General features: G+C 72.7%; 15 protein-coding genes. 8 read left to right on the forward strand and 7 right to left on the reverse strand.

Annotated features, from left to right (window positions below; all coding sequences use genetic code 11):
• The first annotated feature begins 267 nt into the window (after window positions 1–267).
• Both ggt and LW587_RS16085 read left to right on the forward strand, forming a co-directional pair.
• Window positions 268–2,061 carry a gamma-glutamyltransferase gene (gene ggt, locus LW587_RS16080; RefSeq protein WP_232630643.1) on the forward strand — a complete coding sequence of 598 codons (1,794 nt, stop codon included), beginning with the start codon at window positions 268–270 and terminating at the stop codon, window positions 2,059–2,061.
• 200 nt (window positions 2,062–2,261) lie between these two features.
• On the forward strand, window positions 2,262–3,053 hold the full coding sequence (locus tag LW587_RS16085) for a lysophospholipid acyltransferase family protein (RefSeq protein WP_232630604.1): 792 nt from the start codon (window positions 2,262–2,264) through the stop codon (window positions 3,051–3,053).
• A 407-nt stretch (window positions 3,054–3,460) separates the two neighbouring features.
• Here LW587_RS16085 and LW587_RS16090 read toward each other — a convergent pair whose 3' ends face one another.
• From LW587_RS16090 to metX, 3 genes are all read right to left on the reverse strand, one after another.
• On the reverse strand, window positions 3,461–3,646 hold the full coding sequence (locus LW587_RS16090) for a hypothetical protein (RefSeq protein ID WP_232630605.1): 186 nt from the start codon (window positions 3,644–3,646) through the stop codon (window positions 3,461–3,463).
• A gap of 95 nt (window positions 3,647–3,741) precedes the next feature.
• Window positions 3,742–4,431 (reverse strand): methionine biosynthesis protein MetW, encoded by a 690-nt coding sequence (gene metW / locus LW587_RS16095; RefSeq protein ID WP_232630606.1) that lies wholly within the window; start codon window positions 4,429–4,431, stop codon window positions 3,742–3,744.
• A 14-nt stretch (window positions 4,432–4,445) separates the two neighbouring features.
• Entirely contained in the window at window positions 4,446–5,654 is a 1,209-nt protein-coding gene (gene metX, locus LW587_RS16100) for a homoserine O-acetyltransferase MetX (protein WP_232630607.1), read from the reverse strand.
• 406 nt (window positions 5,655–6,060) lie between these two features.
• On the opposite strand from metX, the gene msrB reads away from it, so the two are divergent.
• The 4 genes from msrB to LW587_RS16120 all read left to right on the forward strand — a co-directional run bounded on the left by msrB (window position 6,061) and on the right by LW587_RS16120 (window position 8,751).
• Window positions 6,061–6,549, forward strand: a complete 489-nt coding sequence (gene msrB / locus LW587_RS16105; RefSeq protein ID WP_232630608.1) for a peptide-methionine (R)-S-oxide reductase MsrB — start codon at window positions 6,061–6,063, stop codon at window positions 6,547–6,549.
• 44 nt (window positions 6,550–6,593) lie between these two features.
• Window positions 6,594–7,328 carry a peptide-methionine (S)-S-oxide reductase MsrA gene (msrA, locus tag LW587_RS16110; RefSeq protein ID WP_232630609.1) on the forward strand — a complete coding sequence of 245 codons (735 nt, stop codon included), beginning with the start codon at window positions 6,594–6,596 and terminating at the stop codon, window positions 7,326–7,328.
• A gap of 429 nt (window positions 7,329–7,757) precedes the next feature.
• Window positions 7,758–8,060 (forward strand): hypothetical protein, encoded by a 303-nt coding sequence (locus LW587_RS16115; RefSeq protein WP_232630610.1) that lies wholly within the window; start codon window positions 7,758–7,760, stop codon window positions 8,058–8,060.
• A gap of 271 nt (window positions 8,061–8,331) precedes the next feature.
• Window positions 8,332–8,751 (forward strand): tellurite resistance TerB family protein, encoded by a 420-nt coding sequence (locus LW587_RS16120; RefSeq protein WP_232630611.1) that lies wholly within the window; start codon window positions 8,332–8,334, stop codon window positions 8,749–8,751.
• Window positions 8,752–8,766: 15 nt separating this feature from the next.
• Here the strand turns inward: LW587_RS16120 and LW587_RS16125 are convergent, their stop codons facing one another.
• From LW587_RS16125 to lptE, 3 genes are all read right to left on the reverse strand, one after another.
• Window positions 8,767–9,618, reverse strand: a complete 852-nt coding sequence (locus LW587_RS16125; protein WP_232630612.1) for an intradiol ring-cleavage dioxygenase — start codon at window positions 9,616–9,618, stop codon at window positions 8,767–8,769.
• 87 nt (window positions 9,619–9,705) lie between these two features.
• On the reverse strand, window positions 9,706–10,737 hold the full coding sequence (gene holA / locus LW587_RS16130) for a DNA polymerase III subunit delta (protein ID WP_232630613.1): 1,032 nt from the start codon (window positions 10,735–10,737) through the stop codon (window positions 9,706–9,708).
• Between the two features lie 4 nt (window positions 10,738–10,741).
• Window positions 10,742–11,296 (reverse strand): LPS assembly lipoprotein LptE, encoded by a 555-nt coding sequence (gene lptE / locus LW587_RS16135; RefSeq protein ID WP_232630644.1) that lies wholly within the window; start codon window positions 11,294–11,296, stop codon window positions 10,742–10,744.
• A 434-nt stretch (window positions 11,297–11,730) separates the two neighbouring features.
• Between lptE and LW587_RS16140 the strand changes: the two genes are divergently transcribed.
• Window positions 11,731–12,078, forward strand: coding sequence for a hypothetical protein (locus LW587_RS16140; protein ID WP_332839840.1), 348 nt, complete (start codon window positions 11,731–11,733; stop codon window positions 12,076–12,078).
• Between the two features lie 239 nt (window positions 12,079–12,317).
• A complete protein-coding gene (locus LW587_RS16145) occupies window positions 12,318–13,421 on the forward strand; it encodes a DUF2125 domain-containing protein (protein ID WP_232630615.1) in 1,104 nt (367 codons plus the stop codon).
• A 40-nt stretch (window positions 13,422–13,461) separates the two neighbouring features.
• On the opposite strand, the gene LW587_RS16150 is transcribed toward LW587_RS16145, so the two are convergent.
• Window positions 13,462–14,364 carry a glycosyltransferase family 2 protein gene (locus LW587_RS16150; protein ID WP_232630616.1) on the reverse strand — a complete coding sequence of 301 codons (903 nt, stop codon included), beginning with the start codon at window positions 14,362–14,364 and terminating at the stop codon, window positions 13,462–13,464.
• Window positions 14,365–14,371: the final 7 nt, after the last annotated feature.

A 14,371-nucleotide genomic window follows, 5' to 3' on the forward strand; every position in this document is an offset into this window, starting at 1 on the left:
CGCCGAGCCCGAAGGCGTCGGCGACCGGGTCGGCGCCCGTGCCGGGCCCCGGCACGGCCGGCACCCCCAACGCGCCGGCGGTGATCGGCGGCACGCCCGGCGCCGTGATCGGCGGCACCCCCACGAGCGGCCCGCCCGGCACCGGCGGGGCGGCCGGCGGACCGTCGCTCAGCGGACAATAGGGGCCGCAATCGCGGCTGCACGAGGGGCCGCACGGACGCGAACGCGCTGGCCACGGCCCGGCGATGGGCTAAATCCTCGGGCATGATGCGATGCCTGCGCCGACGTCCCGCCCCCCTCGTCCTCGCGCTCCTCCTGCTTGCGGGCCCGGCCCGCGCGCAGGCGGACGCGACGCCCGGCTCTTTGCCAGGCCCCTCACTAGGCCCCTTGCCCGCCGCGCCCGAGCCGCCGCCGATCCAGTCGGACGCGGCGCGCCTGCTGCCGGTGCTCGCCACCGGCGGGATGGTCTCCTCGCAGGACGCCCTGGCGACCCGGGTCGGGGTCGCCGTGCTGGAGAAGGGTGGCAACGCCGTCGATGCGGCGGTGGCGGTCGGCTTCGCCCTCGCCGTCACCCTGCCGCGGGCGGGCAATCTCGGCGGCGGCGGCTTCATGATGGTCCACCGCGCGCCCCGTCGCGAGACGGTGGCGATCGACTACCGCGAGACCGCGCCCGGCGCGGCCACCGCCGACATGTTCCTCGACCCGAAAGGCGAGCCCGACCGGGCGGCCTCGACCCGGAGCGGCAAGGCGGTCGCGGTGCCGGGTACGGTGCGGGGGCTGGCCGAGGCGCATCGCCGCTACGGCTCGGGCCGGCTGACTTTGGCCGACCTGATCGCGCCCGCGGAGCAGCTCGCCCGCGACGGCATCCCGGTCGAGTCGGGGCTGGCCGATTCGCTGCCGCGGGCCTCGGGGCTCCTGGGGCAATGGCCGTCGAGCCGAAAGATCTTCTTCGAGGGCGACGCCGTCCTACCGCGCGGGGCCCGGCTGGTTCAGCGCGACCTCGCCGACACCCTGAAGGCGATCGCCGATCGGGGGCCGGACGCCTTCTATCACGGGCCGATCGCCGACAAGATCGCGGCGGCGGTGCAGGAGGCGGGCGGCATCCTGACGACCGCCGATCTGGCCGCCTACCGTCCCGAGATCCGAACGCCGGTGCGCGGCAGCTATCGGGGCTACGAGATCGTCTCGATGCCGCCGCCGAGTTCCGGCGGCGTCCATCTCATCGAGATCCTCAACATCCTGGAGGGCTATGACCTCGCGGGCCTGGGGGTCGGCAGCGCCGAGGCGCTGCATCTGATGGCCGAGGCGATGAAGCCCGCTTATGCCGACCGCGCCACCTGGCTCGGCGACCCGTCGCGCACGAAGGTGCCGGTCGCCGGGCTCATCGCGAAGCCCTATGCCGCGACCCTGCGCGACCGCATCGATCCGGCGCGGGCGCGGCCGGCGGCGGAGGTGAAGGCCGGCGATCCGCTGCCCTACGAATCCGACCAGACCACGCATTTCTCGGTGGTGGATGCCGAGGGCAACGCGGTGTCGAACACCTACACCCTCAACTTCTCCTACGGGATCGGGCTGGTCGCCGAGGGCACGGGGGTGCTGCTCAACAACGAGATGGACGATTTCTCCGCCAAGACCGGAGCGCGCAACGCCTACGGCCTCGTCGGCGGCGAGGCGAACGCGGTCGCGCCCGGCGCCCGCCCGCTCTCCTCCATGACGCCGACCTTCGTGTTCCGCGACGGCAAGCTCTACCTCGTCACGGGCAGTCCGGGCGGCAGCCGCATCATCACGACGGTGCTGCAGGTGATCGTCAACGTGCTCGATTTCCGCATGAACCTCGCCCAGGCCGTCGCCGCCCCGCGCCTCCATCACCAGTGGCAGCCCGACATGCTGATGGTGGAGGAAGGCGTCTCGCCCGACACGCTGGCGCTGCTGCGGGCCAAGGGCCATCCGGTGAAGGTCGGACCGACCTCCGGCTCGGCCAATTCGGTGATGGCCGAGGACGGCCTGCTCGCGGGGGCCGCCGATCCGCGCCAGCGGGGGACGCTGGCCGAGGGGCATTGAGGCCCGCCGACCCTCCGGCCGTCACGCCGGGGCCGCGCAGCGGAACCCGGAGCCCAGCCGTGAGGCGCGGCGTCGGCGTCCCTGATGGATTCCGGGTTCGCCTGCGGCACTCCGGAAGCACGGCGGCGGGGGCGAGCGGCTGACAGTGGGCAAGTGCGGGCACGCAGGATAAAGCTGCCCCGTTCTCACGCGGACTTCCGATGCTCCTCCTCCGCTCGCTCGCCTTCAACCTCTGCTTCTACGTCGCCACGGCGCTGATCGCGCTCCTGGGCCTGCCCGCGCTCGTCTCGCGCAAGGGCGTGATCCGGGTGGCCCAGTTCTGGGGGCGGACCGTGGTCTGGCTCCTGCGGGTCGTCGGCGGCACGCGGGTCGAGTTCCGGGGCCTGGAGAACATCCCGGAGGGGCCGCTGCTGGTGGCCGCCAAGCACCAGTCGGCGCTGGAGACGATCGCGCTCACGGTCCCGTTCGCCGATTTCGGCTACGTGCTCAAGCGCGAGCTGATGTGGATTCCCGTGATCGGCTGGTACTTCTCCCGGGGCGGCATGGTGCCGATCGACCGCTCCAAGGGCAGCAAGGTCATGGCGGCGATGAACGCCGCCGCCATCGAGGCGATCGGCCAGTGCCGCCAGCTCATCATCTTCCCCGAGGGCACCCGCCGCCCGGCCGGGGCGCCCGCCGCCTACAAGCAGGGCGCCTCCCACCTCTACACGGCGCTGAACGTGCCCTGCCTGCCGGTGGCGCTCAACACCGGCCTGTACTGGCGCCGCCGCGGCTTCCGCCGGATGCCCGGCACGACCGTGATCGAGTTCCTGCCTGCGATCCCGCCGGGCCTGCCGCGGCTCGAATTCCTGGCGCAGGTGCAGGAGCGCATCGAGACCGCCTCCGCGGCCCTGCTCGCCGAGGGCCGGGCCGACCTCGCCCGCCACGGTCACCCGGTCGCCGTGCCGGTGGGCGGCGCGGAGCCGGCGGCGGACACATCAGCCACGCTCTGAACGGTCAGGGGTTCCCAAAGGGCGAGCCCGTTGGCGGGTCCAGGGTGGAACCCTGGAAGGCGTCGGTCCGACCGCCCCGGTCCGCACGAAGGCATCGGCGCAGCCCGCCCCCGCAGGACGATCCCGCGGCCAGCAAAGCCCGCGACCAGGGCGAGGGAGCGGGCGCGCCGCCTCCGGTTCCACGTCGCGGTGTAACGTAGGAACGCGAAGGTCAGCTGCTCCGGGCGGCCCCGGCGGCCCCTCGGGCCGGACCCGCCCCAGGCTCGACAGAGTGCGCCGGAGGACCCGCGCCGTGGAGAGTCATACCAAATCCGGTTGATCCCTTCGGGATGGCGGATGTGGGCTTCGCTCAAACGCCGCGCGGGCTTGCCTGATACGGGCTCCGCTTTGATCAAGCGGAGCCCGTATCAGGCCGGCGCGTCGAGGGGGATCAGCGTGTCGGCCGCTGCGAGCCGGGATGCGATGGTGCCGAGAGCGTTGCCGTCGATCACCCAGGCCGGAAGGGCGGCGAGGCGCGCGATCTCCGCCGCGAAGGCGGCGGGCGCCGCGGCGACCCAGCCGGGGCGCCAGTAGACGTGGTCGAGATGGAACATCGGCAGGCCGTGTCGGGCGCCGAGGCGGCGGGCGGGCGTCGTTTTCCCACTGCCCGGGGGACCCAGCACCACGATCCGGCGTGGCGCCTCAAGTGTCACCGCGTCCCGCCCCGCCGCAACAAGAACACCCCCTGGGCGCCGATCAGGTTCCAGAACCACCACGGCATCGAGAAGCGCATCGGCCGGCCGCGCACGTCCAGCGCCGTGGCCTTCTCGATGCGGGCATCGACGAGGCGGCACAGGCCGACGAAGTCGCGGATCGTGCAGTGATGGATGTTCTGCGTCTCGTACCACGATTCCGGCATGGTCTCGGTGACCGGCATCCGCCCGCGCAAAGCGAGTTCGGCCCGCACCCGCCAATGGCCGAAATTCGGGAAGGAGATCACCACCTGCCGCCCGATCCGCAGCAGGTGCTCCAGCACGATCTTCGGGTTGCGGGTCGCCTGGATGGTCTGGGACAGGATCACCACGTCGAAGGCGTCGTCGGGATAATTGGCGAGGTCGGTGTCGGCGTCGCCCTGGATCACCGGCAGCCCCTGCGCGAGGCAGGCGTTGACGCCTTCGCGGGACAGTTCGATGCCGCGCCCGTCGACCCCGCGCCGGTCGCGCAGGAGGGCGAGCAGCGAGCCGTCGCCGCAGCCGATGTCGAGGACGCGGGCGCCCGGCGGCACGAGGCCGAGCACGACGATATGGTCGATGCGCGCCGCCGCCCCGTCGCGGGGCAGCCCCTCGGCTGCCTCCCAGGGGGCATCGGAGGCGGCATCGGTGAAGCGTTCCGTGGCCACGGACGAACCCCCGCTCACAGGCCGCGTGCCCGCGCCGCCGCGTCGATGAAGCCCTGGGCCGCCGAGAACATCGCCGGCTCGTCGAGCAGGAAGGCGTCGTGGCCCTTGTCGCTCTCGACTTCCACGAAGGCGACCGGCGCGGCGACCGCGTTCAGGGCGTGGACGATGGCCCGGGAATCGGCGGTCGGAAACAGCCAGTCGGAGGTGAACGAGATCACGCAGAAGCGGGTCTTGGAGCCCCGGAACGCCTTGGCCAGCACGCCGTCATGGTCCTCGGCGAGGTCGAAATAGTCCATCGCCCGGGTGAGGTAGAGATAGGCGTTGGCATCGAACCGCTCGACGAAGGAGAGCCCCTGGTGGCGCAGGTAGCTCTCGATCTGGAAGTCGGCGTTGAAGGAGAAGGTCGGCGCGGCCCGGTTCTGGAGGCGGCGGCCGAACTTGCGGTGGAGCGCGGGCTCCGACAGGTAGGTGATGTGGGCCCCCATCCGGGCGACGCCCAACCCCTTGGCCGGCCGCGTGCCGGCCTCGAGATAGCGTCCCTCGGCCCAGGCCGGGTCGGCCATGATCGCCTGACGGCCGACCTCGTGGAAGGCGATGTTCTGCGCCGAGTGGCGCGGGCCCGTGGCGATCGGCATGGCGGCGAAGACCCGCTCGGGGAAGAGCGAGGCCCATTGCAGCACCTGCATCCCGCCCATCGAGCCGCCGATGCACAGGAACAGGTCGGGAATGCCGAGCCGGTCGAGCAGCATAGCCTGGGCCCGGACCATGTCGCGGATCGTGACGAGCGGGAAGTCGAGCCCGTAGGCACGGCCGGTCTCGGGGTTGAGCGAGGCCGGGCCGGTCGAGCCCATGCAGGAGCCGATGACGTTGGAGCAGACGACGAAGTAGCGGTCGGTGTCGACGGGCCTGCCCGGTCCCACCAGCGTCTCCCACCAGCCGGGCTTGCCCGTCACCGGGTGGCGATGGGCGAAGTGCTGGTCGCCGGTGAGGGCGTGGCAGATCAGCACCGCGTTGGAGCGCTCGGCGTTGAGCGTGCCGGCGGTCTGATAGGCGATCTGGAAGGGCCCGAGCCGGGCGCCGGAATCCATGGCGAGCGGTTCGTCGATCGCGAACACCATGACGGGGCTGCGCGGGTCCGTCGCCTCGATGCCCGCCCGGCGCGCATCCTCGGGCGTGGCCGGCTCGGCGCCGTGCTCGGCGGTGTGGCTGAGGGTCGAATCCATCGCGCGTCCCGGGTGCCGACCCTGGAACCGGGTCCTGGCGCGGCGTGCCGTCAACGCGTCCCGCCGATGGCGCGGGCGGATGCGTGCGGCAGCACGCGCCGACGAATGCTCCGCCCCGGCCGGCTGAGAGCAGGAGGTAATGTGCGCGTCCCGAAGCGTCAACGCGGCGCGCCGGGAGTGCGACGCCGCATGCGGAGCATGGCCAAGCGGCCGGCCTGCCTCCCATCCCGCACCCTGGCCCATCCCGGGGAGGCGACCGTCGCGCGGCCCGGATCGGGTCCCTGCGCCGTGCGGCGGAAGGTCCGGCGGCGGCCGGGGCGAATCGTGCTATCGATTGTGCACCATTGAGGCTTTCGCCCGCGCGTCCGCCCCCGGCGCGCCCCGGGCCCCGTGCCGGAGACCTCGCATGAACCGCCGCCAGACCCTGCAGGCCGGCGCCTCGTTCCTCGGCCTTCTCGCCGCTTCCCGCCTGACCGGCTCGGCCTGGGCCGGTCCGGGCCCGGCCTTCGAGGTGGAGAAGACCGAGGCCGAGTGGCGGGCCGTCCTCAGCCCGGCGGCCTATACGGTGCTGCGCGAGCACGGCACCGAGCGGGCGGGCACCAGCCCCCTCGACCGCGAGAAGCGCAAGGGGCGCTTCGCCTGCGCGGGCTGCGACCTGCCGCTATTCGCCTCCGAGACCAAGTTCGACAGCGGCACCGGCTGGCCGAGCTTCTACGCGCCCCTGCCCGACGCGGTCGCGACGCGCACCGACACCGCCTACGGGATGCGCCGCACCGAGGTGCATTGCCGGCGCTGCGGCGGCCATCTCGGCCACGTCTTCGAGGATGGGCCCCGCCCGACCGGCCTGCGCTACTGCATGAACGGCGTGGCCCTGCGTTTCGACCCCGCTGCCTGATCCGTCGCCATCACCCCGTTCGCCATCACCAAGGGAGCCACGCCATGACGCGCGAAGTCTCAGGCCGTCCCCGTTCCTGGAGGCCGGCCCTGCTCGGCGGTCTCGCCGGTCTCGGTCTGCTCGGAATCGCCGGGCTGCCGCTCGCGCCGGTCTCGGCCGAGGAGGCGGGCCGGCGTCTGCCGGAGGCCGCGAGCCGCGCGCAGGAGGCGGGTGGCCTTCGCACCGCGACGCTCGCGGGCGGCTGCTTCTGGGGCGTGCAGGGCGTGTTCCAGCACGTGAAGGGCGTGACGCAGGCGGTGTCCGGCTATGCCGGCGGCACCAAGGCCAGCGCCACCTACGAGGCGGTCGGCACCGGCCGCACCGGCCACGCCGAGGTCGTGCGGATCACCTACGACCCGGCGGTGATCCGCTACGACGAACTCCTGCGGATCTTCTTCTCGGTGGCGCTCGACCCGACCCAGGTGAACCGCCAGGGCCCGGATGTCGGACCGCAATACCGCTCGGCCGTGTTCCCGGACGGCGCCGAGCAGGCGCGGGTGGCCGGGGCCTACATCGCCCAGCTCGACGCCGCGGGCGCGTTCGGAAAGCCCATCGCCACGCGGATCGAGACGGGGGCGACCTTCTACCCGGCGGAAGGCTACCACCAGGACTACATGACCCTGCACCCGACCAACGCCTACATCGCCGCCCACGACCTACCGAAGCTGCGGGACCTCAAGGCGCTGTTTCCGGAGCAGGCGAACCCGCAGCCGGTGCTGGTGGGAAAGCCGCGGGCGTGAGCGGGCCCGCGCCGCGCGGCGGATGGAGCCTGGGCCTCGCCGGGCTTCTCGGCGCCCTCGCCGGCGCCACCCTGTTCCCGCGGCCGGCCCACGGGGCGGGCCGAAGGGCGGCCGAGCGGGCCGGCAACGGGACCGGCAGAGATCGTCCGGCGGGTGATCCCGCGCCGGGAGCGCCCGATCGCGGATCGCCGGGCGCCTGAGCACGGCCCTGGCCTCCCTTGAGGGAGAGGCCGACGGCGCCGAAGATCCGCGCGACGCGGCCAGGGCATCGTGGCAAGGGCATCGTGGCACGGGCATCGTGAACGGGTCGGTGCGAGTGTCGCGCTTCGTCCAGGCCGGAGGCCGGGGCGGGGGCCGCGTCCAGAACCGGCTTGCCTCGCCCGGGGTCGTCGGCGCAGGAAGAGGGGCTTCCATAGGGAATCCTCGACCATGACGCGCCCGGTCCTTGCCCTCTGTCTCGTCGGGGTGACGATGAGCGGCGCCGCCCTGGCCCAGGAACGGCCCTTCACCCCGGCGCTGACCTGCGAGGCCGTGCGGGCGATCGTGGCGCGCCAGGGCCGCGTGGTGCTGGCCTCTTCGCCGACGGCCTACGAGACGGTGCACGCCCTCAGCGGCGCCTGCCGCAACGAATCGACCGCGGCCCCCGCCTTCGAGCCGACCCTCGACGACCCGTATTGCTTTGCCGGGTATCGATGCGTCCAGCGCAACAACGGCGACAATTCCGTCCGCTGACCTCACGATCCAAGATCTGATTTGCCGGCTACGGATCGAAGGATATGTCGGCATCGGCGGGAAGTGGGACCCGTTGTCAAGATTTTTCTGAGATCGACAGTGCGGCAATAGTGCTCTATCGCCTCGTCTGGTGAGATGGACGCCGTCTCTGTGACAAAATACCGAAGTCGCGCAATCTTTGAGAGAGTCGCTTTGGATCCGCTATCCGAGGCGATACGGGAAGAGACTGCCGATCCGGCGGGCGTCCGGACGATCGACGGGGGAATTGCTGATGTTCAATATGTTCAAGGCGCAGGCGCCGTTTGAATTGACGCCGCGCAACTGTCTTGTCGTGTCCCTGCTCTACTGCATGGCCTCCGATGGGGAGCTCGATCCCGAGGAGCTCGGCCACCTGATGTCGGTGCTCGGCCGCCACGCGACCCAGCAGCAGCTCGACGCGGCCCTGCGCTACGTCCGCGCGACCCCGCCGCCCACCTTCGCCGCCGAGGCCGCCCCGCGACTGCGGCCCGACCAGAAGCTCTGCATCCTCCTGAACATGATCGACAGCGCCATGGCGGATGGCGAGGCGGAGCCGGGCGAGCAGCAACTGATCATGGGCTTCGCGCAGAGCTTCGGCCTGTCGGAATCCGATCTCACGCCCCACTTCCGGACGCTGGTGGCCAAGAACGACCGCGCGGTGCTGGACCGCTGAGCCCGGCCGGACGCGTCAGGGCCGCCGCCCGAGCCCCGGCACGAGGGCGGCGAGCCGATCCTTGAGGGTGAGCCGCCCGGGACCGCCGGGCGGCGGCCCCGGCGGGCGCTCCGGCCGGCCGGCGGGCGTCTCGGCCCGATCGGTGAGGCCGGCGACCTCCGCGTCGCGGCGGACGCCGATGACGAGGCTCGCGACATAGCGGTCGCTCTCCTCCTTCACCGCGCAGAAGGCCCGCCGCTGCGGGTCCTCCTCTCGGGCGATCCCGTCATTGACGTTGACGACGAGGCGCTCGAACCGGCGCCCGCCATAGGCCGGGACCTGGGTGTAGAGGAACTCGCTGAGCGCGTCGGGGAAGTAGATCTGCCCGGTCAGCACCGTGCGCCGATCGAGGAAGACTTTTACGTGGATGTGGGTCGCCCGGCCCGGATACCAGCCCGGATAGATCGTCTCGAAGCTGGCCCAGCCGCCGGCATCCGTCGCCTGCGTGCCGCGCAGAAAGGTCTGGCCGCTGGTGTCGAGGGTCCGCGCGTCGCCCTGCCCCGGATAGCCCGAATAGAGCCCCTGCGCGTCGCAGTGCCAGACATCGACCCGGGCCCCCGGGATCGGCGTGCAGGGGCCCGCCTCGATCACCCGCAGGCGCAGGCGCAGCGGCACGCCGGGGCGTCCCTCCGCGATGTCGGCCCGCACGAGGCGGGGATCGGTGTAGAACGGCCCCTCGACCGCCTGGGGCGTCAGCAGGCAGACCGCTGCGTCGGCCCCGTCCGCCTGGGCGGCGGCGCTGGCCGGGGACGGCCGCGCCAGCAGCCCGGCGGCCCCGGCGCCGAGGGTGGCGAACAGGCCGCGGCGTGAGGGCGGCGGAGGCGGCATCGTGATCCTCCCGATGAGGGCGCCCCGGGGCGCGCCGCCGCCAGGATGTCCCGAATCGGTCCGGCTGTCAGCCCGCCCGCGGTCCGGTCAGGACCGGCGTCGGCTGGCCTGTGCGGCGATGCGCAGGAACACGGCCTGGGCCTGGGCATGGGCGAGGTCCGGCTCGGCCCGACGGCAGGCCAGCACCGCCTCCTGCAGCCAGGCCACCGCCGGCCGGAGACCCTCCGCCGACCAGCGGGCGAGCTGCGTCTCGGCCAGCGCCTTGCGCCGGAAGTGGAGGCCGCGCCAATTCGCGACGAGTTGGCTCGCGCTGCCATGGGGGTTGTCGACGCGCAGCGCCAGGAGCGCCAACCCGTGGCGCAGCGCGGCGCCGAGCATCGCGGAGGGGTCCATCCCCTCGTGGCGGAAGCGACGGTACTCGCGCTCGGCCTCCGCCGGGCGGCCGGCGAAGGCGGCATCGATGAGCGCGTTGAGGACGCTGGCGCCGACATCGCTGACGATCGCCTCCACGTCCTCGACCCCGACGCTGCCGCTGCCGCGGGCGTAGAGGGCGAGCTTGCCGATCTCCGAGAGGCTGGCACGCCGGTCGCTGCCGAGGCTGCCGACGAGGAGGTCGCGGGCGTCCCGATCGATGCGCAGGCCCTCCTCCTGCAGGGTGCGCTCGATGAGATCGGCGAGGGTGCGCTCGTCGTCCGGGTAGCAGGGCATCGCCAGGGCCCGGGGCGAGGCCTCGCACAGGGTGCGCAAGGGGGCGGAGCGGCCGAGATCGCCCGCCTCCACGACGATGCGGGCGCCCTCCCCCGGTGCCTTGAGCACCGCCTCGACGGCGGGGGCGTAGTTGCGGCTGCCGGACTTGACCCAGATCGTGCGGGTGCCGCCGAACAGGCCGACGGTGCCGGCCTCGTCCACGAGCCGGCCCGGATCGGCGGCCAGGGCGTCGCCGTCGAGGCGGATGAGCGCGAAGGGATCGTCGGGGTCGGCGACCCACTTGGCGATCAGGCGCGCCGCCCGGTCGCCGACGAGGCCGGTATCGGGGCCGTAGAGCAGGACCACGGGGATGCGCGGGTCGGAACCCCGCCGGATCAGGCCCTCGACCTCGCCGGCCTTGACCGCCGCCATGGCGTCAGGAGTTCGGCTTGACGGCGAGGACGGAGGCGATGCGGGTCTTGATCTGGTCGGAGAGCACCTTGGCGAGGCGGAGCTCCGCGTCGCGGGCGGCCCGCAGCGAGGCGAAGCGCTGGATCGAGCGGTCGTAGGTCGCGGTGGCGGTGGCGACGCCCTCGGTGATGATGCGGCGCCCGTCGAGGCTCTCGAGGGAGAATTTCACGGTGCCGACGATGGTGCCGGCCTCGGCGCGAGCGGTGGTGGAGGAGACGATCGGCGTCTGCACCTGCTCGCTGCCCTGCATCTTTAGACGGTAGCGCTTGGGCGGGCCGCCCTGGCCGGAGCCGTCGAGGGCGAAGATCAGCTCGCTGCGCAGGTAATGCCCCAGCCGTTCCTGGTCCTGGGCCATCAGCACGTCGTCGACCTGCACCGCGGCGAGCACGTCCTGCATCGCCTCGCCCGAGGCGGTTGGCCCGTAGAGGGGGCGGAAACAGGCGCCCAGATTCAAGGCAAGCCCCGCGGCGAGCACGAGCCGCGCGATCCGGAGTCCCGGCCTGTTCGTCGCCACACCCATCAGACGCCCCACGGCCGCTCCCAACACGCGACAAGATCCGCGCGACAGACCCGCGCGATCGGTTCCGATTCGTCGGGATCCGACCCATCGGACGGTCGCGGCGCGCGGGCGCACGGCTCCGCTTGTACGGCACGCGCCGCAGCGGGTCACCCTGCCACGGCGTTGCTTTACGAACCCTCTGCGGCGGGACGATGATCGGGCGTGGCGTGTGCGCGACCGCGCTTGTGGCGAAACGGGCGGCCCCCCACCTTGGACCTCATCGGGCAAGCCGGCGTGAACGCTCCCTGAAACGGATGCCTTGACGACGGCGGAACGCGCGGCGTAGAACAGAACAAATGGCGAACAAACGAGCCTTGTCCTGGTCGGTCGCGCTTCGCGACCTGAGGGACGACCGAACCCGGAGAGCGGATGTGCGCGAGGAGCGTCTGCGAACGATGGCCGGCCTGCGCGGCACCCCGGCTTTGGCCCTGAGCGCGTGGCGCGGGCGCTCGGGCCGCCGCTACGTCGTGGGCATCCACGAACTCGTGGCGCCCGAATTCGCCGAGGTGGACGAGGCGGTGGTGATCGCGGTGCGACGCGACGGCGCCGGCATTGCCGAGCCGGTCTCGGTCGCCGCGACCGGCCGGAGCCCGCGGGAGCGCCTGCACGGCAACTGGCTGGCCCGGGCTCGGCAGAAGGGGGCGACCGAGATGCATGTCCATCGCCTGGCCGAGGGCGAGGAGGAGCGCCGCGCCATCGTGGCCGACCTCGCTCTGGACGCGGACGCCACCGGCGACGCCTGATCCGGGCTCCGCTTGATCAAAGCGGAGCCCGGATCAGGCAAGCCCGCGCGGCGTTTGAGCGGAGCCCACATCCGCCATCCCGAAGGGATCAACCGGATTTGGTATGACGCGGGCTGAACCGCGACATCGCCGCAGGCGCACAATCCCTCCGGGAACACAGCGCACTTGCCTTGCCGCGCCCCCGTCTCCAAAGACGGGGCCGCCCGGCCGGTCCTGCCGGGTCCGCAGGAACGAGGCCGATGGCGCAGACTCCCCAACCGATCCCCGGCGGGCCGACGGCCCGGCCGCGCTGGCGGATCGGCCTGTTCCTTCCCTTCCTTCTCCTGGCCGCCCTCGTGCTGGCCTGGACGATCGGCTGGTTCGTTATCCGCGCCAAGGCGCAGAGCGAGATGGACGCGTGGTTCGCTCGTGAGGCCCAGGCCGGGCGGGACTGGACCTGCACGGACCGCTCCATCACCGGTTTCCCGTTCCGGCTCGAACTGCGCTGCGCCTCGGTGCGCTTCGCCCGCTCGGACAGCCGTTTCACCCTCGGGCCGATCACCGCCCTGGTGCAGATTTACGATCCCCGCCACGTCCTGCTACAGGCGGCCGGGCCCTTCACCGTCCAACAGGGCGATGTCGGCGCCGACGTCACCTGGACCTCGCTGGCGGCCAGTGTCCATGCCGCCTCGGACGGGTTCAGCCGCGCCTCGCTGGTGGTCGACGGGCCGAAGGGCGTCGTGACGGCGCCCGATCCCGGGCCGATCGATTTCGCCGTCGGGCATCTCGAACTGCATGCCCGCCCGACGCCGGGCCGCTTCGCCACGGACGGCGCGGTGGATGTGAGCCTGCGCCTCGCCAAGGCCGCCGTGCCCCGGCTCGACGCGTTGACCGGCAGCGCCGACCCCGCCGATCTCGATCTCGACACCACCATCGAGCAGGCCACCGTTCTGCGCACCGGCACGATCGCCCGTGAACTGGAGAAGTGGCGGCAGGCCGAAGGGCGCCTGGACGTGACACAGCTTGCCCTCGTCAAGGGCGAGCGCCGGCTCCAGGCCAAGGGCGCGGTCGGCCTCGACGGGCAGCACCGGCCCGAGGGCCGGTTCGAGCTGCGCGCCCTCGGGCTCGAGGCCCTGGTCGGGCAGGTGATGGGTCAGCGTTTCGGGGCCGACAAGGGCGCCCTGATCGGCAACATCGTCGGGCAGTTCCTGGGGGGCCTGCGCCGCAAGGAGGCGGGCGACGCGCCGGCCGCCGAGGCCGCTCCAGACGCGCTCAAGCCGCTGCCCACGCTCAAGCTCGGCGATGGCCGCCTGATGCTCGGCCCGTTCGCCGTCCCGAACGTGGTGCTGCCGCCGCTCTACTGAGCCGGGCCGCCCCTTCGATCCACCGGTCTCGGGCCGCCGCTCACCAGGGCGGCGACCGGGGCCGCAGACGCCCCTGTACGAAGCGCACCGCCCCCTCCAGCCAGCGGCGGTTGAGGTTGTCCCATCGCCAGCGCCGATGGGCGAGCGGGCGGACGGGTTCTGCGAGGTCCGGGACCGCGCCCTGCAGGGCCGCGATCCATGATCCGCCCCCCTCCGGCCGCGCCTGCGCATGGACCAGCAGGTGGCGCATCTCGTCGCGCGTCGGGCCGATCCAGGCTTGCGTCCGGAGGCAGGGGCTCGTCCCCGGCACCGCCGCGGTCGCATCGTAGCGATGGAGCTGGAGCGCGATCCCCTCCGGCTCGGACTTGGCCCGACCCTGCGTGGGCGGGCCATCGCCGTTCAGCCATTCCCCCTGAACGAGGTCTGGTACGCGGGCCTCGACGAAGCCCGCCACGGCGCCGCGGCGGTAGACGGCACGGACGGGATGGCGTCTCTCCGGCTCGCCTGGGCCCGACGGGGCCGCGGGCAGGCCCCCCAGGACGAGGCCGGACGCCGCCCCCGGATCCGCGAAGCGGCAAACCGGGAGGCGCACCGCGCCGGCATAAGCGGGGACGTCCCGGAGCCAGGCCGCGACGCTGCCGCCGGGCGGGGGCACGAGGAACTCGTCGGTGTCGAGGAAGACCGCGAAGGCGAACAGGCGGGCGTAGGAGGCCAGGAAGTGGTTCTGCGGCGTGAGCAGGTGGGCATTGGCCCGCGCCTCCGGCCACGGCACCCGGATGACCCCGAGGGCGGCATGAGCCGCGAGGATCGCGGCGGTCTCGTCCCGGGGGCCCTCGTCGTAGATCACGACATCGCGCACGCCGACGGCGCGATGGAAGGCGAGCCACTCGACGAGGCGGGGGGCTCGGCCGCGGACGACCGCGACGATCGCGAGCTGGCGCATCGGATCT

The sequence above is a fragment of the Methylobacterium sp. Leaf118 genome (genome assembly GCF_920984675.1).
In the GTDB taxonomy this organism is placed as follows: Bacteria; Pseudomonadota; Alphaproteobacteria; order Rhizobiales; family Beijerinckiaceae; genus Methylobacterium.

Bases quoted from the DNA above. Each gene is read 5' to 3' on its own strand.
- LW587_RS16090 (WP_232630605.1), bottom strand. From the start codon at position 3,646: ATGTTCCATCTCGACCACGTCTACTGGCGCCCCGGCTGGGTCGCCGCG.
- holA (WP_232630613.1), bottom strand. From the start codon at position 10,737: ATGGCGGCGGTCAAGGCCGGCGAGGTCGAGGGCCTGATCCGGCGGGGT.
- lptE (WP_232630644.1), bottom strand. From the start codon at position 11,296: ATGGGTGTGGCGACGAACAGGCCGGGACTCCGGATCGCGCGGCTCGTG.
- LW587_RS16085 (WP_232630604.1), top strand. From the start codon at position 2,262: ATGCTCCTCCTCCGCTCGCTCGCCTTCAACCTCTGCTTCTACGTCGCC.
- msrB (WP_232630608.1), top strand. From the start codon at position 6,061: ATGAACCGCCGCCAGACCCTGCAGGCCGGCGCCTCGTTCCTCGGCCTT.
- LW587_RS16125 (WP_232630612.1), bottom strand. From the start codon at position 9,618: ATGCCGCCTCCGCCGCCCTCACGCCGCGGCCTGTTCGCCACCCTCGGC.
- metX (WP_232630607.1), bottom strand. From the start codon at position 5,654: ATGGATTCGACCCTCAGCCACACCGCCGAGCACGGCGCCGAGCCGGCC.
- LW587_RS16115 (WP_232630610.1), top strand. From the start codon at position 7,758: ATGACGCGCCCGGTCCTTGCCCTCTGTCTCGTCGGGGTGACGATGAGC.
- LW587_RS16140 (WP_332839840.1), top strand. From the start codon at position 11,731: ATGGCCGGCCTGCGCGGCACCCCGGCTTTGGCCCTGAGCGCGTGGCGC.
- LW587_RS16120 (WP_232630611.1), top strand. From the start codon at position 8,332: ATGTTCAATATGTTCAAGGCGCAGGCGCCGTTTGAATTGACGCCGCGC.
- ggt (WP_232630643.1), top strand. From the start codon at position 268: ATGCGATGCCTGCGCCGACGTCCCGCCCCCCTCGTCCTCGCGCTCCTC.
- LW587_RS16145 (WP_232630615.1), top strand. From the start codon at position 12,318: ATGGCGCAGACTCCCCAACCGATCCCCGGCGGGCCGACGGCCCGGCCG.
- msrA (WP_232630609.1), top strand. From the start codon at position 6,594: ATGACGCGCGAAGTCTCAGGCCGTCCCCGTTCCTGGAGGCCGGCCCTG.
- LW587_RS16150 (WP_232630616.1), bottom strand. From the start codon at position 14,364: ATGCGCCAGCTCGCGATCGTCGCGGTCGTCCGCGGCCGAGCCCCCCGC.